This window comes from Streptomyces sp. NPDC058964, from assembly GCF_042741275.1.
GTDB lineage: Bacteria > Actinomycetota > Actinomycetes > Streptomycetales > Streptomycetaceae > Streptomyces.
Genome location: NZ_JBHYKH010000970.1, coordinates 1 through 1383 on the forward strand (window position 1 = coordinate 1; position 1383 = coordinate 1383).

The window sequence follows — 1383 nt, forward strand, 5'->3', positions numbered from 1 at the left end:
GTACTCAGGCCCCACTGGGTGCATCGGCGGCAAGGTACTCCTCCCTGACCGTGGTGGCCTACACAATTACCCCCGACGTGCATTCATAACGAAATGATCTGCGAGGAGGTTGACTCACTCCGAGGCTGACGAACCGGGGGTGCAGGGCGGCGTGGCCGAAACCGTAGGAAGTCGACGACGAGCTGTGGGCCGTGATCGAGCCGCTGCTACCCAAGGTGGATTGTCGGACCCGGTGCCCGGCACACAGCGGTCGGCCCGGCTGGTTCTCCTGGGCATTCTGTTTGTCCTGCGAACCGGGCTCTCGCAGGAGCATCTGCCGCAGACACTCGGGCTTCGGCTCGAGCATGACCCGCTGGCGCCGCCGTGCGGGTTGTCTACCCCGTTGCAGAGCATGCGCGGCAGAGCAGGACCACGTGGCGAGTCTGCGCGGCGCCTACGGCATGTCCGGACTGCACTCACGTGCAGGTCAGGACGTGCACGCGCTGGCTGGGCGAGAGTCCCGATTTAGCCGAGCTGTGGGAACGCCGCGAGGTCGCGAACCGTTCGATGACCGCAAGAATTCTGCTCCATCCCGAGGTCGGGGAGATCGACTGGACTGCCAGGCGCTACTCACCGAGCACCAGTCGCAGGGCCTGCTGTGGTCCTGGGAGCCGCCCCGCGTACCGAGGCAGCAACAAAACTGGTCTGCTGCGCATGCTCGGTCACAAGAAGTTCACCTCGTAGCGGCATCCCCGGCAGTCGGGCTCGCGGCGCCACGGTTCCTTGTCCGGATCTGTGGGAATCCTGTCCAATCAGACGGTTCCGGCAAAGTGGGCCGACTCGAGATCGTTGACATGAGCCGGAGACACGCCGGCACCTCAATCTGCTTCAGGAGGAGTCATGCCCGAGACGATCGCCGGGATCACGATCCCGGACACCGCACTGGTCCGCGAGGCCACCGCGCTCGTGCGCCAGACGGCGGACGACACACTTTTCCACCATTCTCGCCGCGTGTTCCTGTGGGGGGCACTCAAGAGCGCCGCCCGGGGACTTGAGGTGGACCTCGAACTCGCTTACGTCGGCGGCCTCTTCCACGACCTCGGATTGACGGACGACTACCGCACGAAGGACCGCCGTTTCGAACTCGACGGTGCCGAGGCCGCCTATACATTTCTGCGTGACCATGGCCGCTCCGTGGAGGAAGCACGCAATGTCTGGCTGGCGATCGCACTCCACACCACGCCCGAAATTCCCCTCCGCCTCGCCCCGGAGGTCGCTGTCGTGACCCTGGGCGTCGAAACCGATGTTCTGGGCATGGAGCTCGAACAGATCACCCCGGAGCAGCGCGCCCAGGTGGTCGCCGCCCACCCAAGGCCCGACTTCAAGGAGCGCATCCTGCAGGCG

The 1383-nt window shown here is 65.4% G+C and carries 1 protein-coding gene and 1 pseudogene; both read left to right on the plus strand.

The features are described from left to right. Nucleotides 1–182 precede the first annotated feature (182 nt). Nucleotides 183–368: pseudogene (locus tag ACFW2E_RS46900) on the plus strand (transposase); the annotation flags it as partial. A gap of 511 nt (nt 369–879) precedes the next feature. Continuing rightward, nucleotides 880–1383 (plus strand): HD domain-containing protein (locus ACFW2E_RS46905; RefSeq protein WP_384478289.1); only part of this gene is annotated, 504 nt, incomplete at its 3' end.